Below are 447 nucleotides of genomic sequence, written 5' to 3' on the forward strand. Positions count from 1 at the left end.
GCGCTGAGCTGCGTTATTGGCAGGAGACTTAGCCATGATGATCTTTCAATCTTTATTTCTTCAGTGCAGCTGCACCCTTGCGCGGACCCTTGCGAGTGCGAGCATTGGTACGGGTGCGCTGACCACGCATTGGCAGACCGCGGCGATGGCGGAAGCCACGATAGCAGCCGATGTCCATCAAACGCTTGATGTTCATCGTGGTTTCGCGGCGCAGGTCACCTTCAATGGTGAACTGCTCGATTTGTTCGCGAATTTTTTCCAGATCGCCGTCCGTCAGATCCTTGATCTTCTTGGAGTAAGCGATACCAGTTGCTTCGCAGATCTTGCGAGCGCGGGTGCGACCAATGCCAAAAATGGCGGTCAAACCGATTTCCGCGTGCTTGTGCGGCGGAATGTTAATGCCAGCGATACGTGCCATATGCGTCCTCTAATACTTTCCAATCAACC

Annotated in this window: 1 protein-coding gene; it reads right to left on the reverse strand. The window is 53.7% G+C overall.

Features of this window, described 5'->3' with window-relative positions:
• Positions 1-52: 52 nt before the first annotated feature.
• Positions 53-418, reverse strand: coding sequence for a 30S ribosomal protein S13 (rpsM, locus tag GPA27_RS28435; RefSeq protein WP_008906516.1), 366 nt, complete (start codon positions 416-418; stop codon positions 53-55).
• Positions 419-447 lie beyond the last annotated feature (29 nt).

The organism is Aromatoleum toluolicum, from assembly GCF_012911005.2.
Classification (GTDB): Bacteria; Pseudomonadota; Gammaproteobacteria; order Burkholderiales; family Rhodocyclaceae; genus Aromatoleum; species Aromatoleum toluolicum.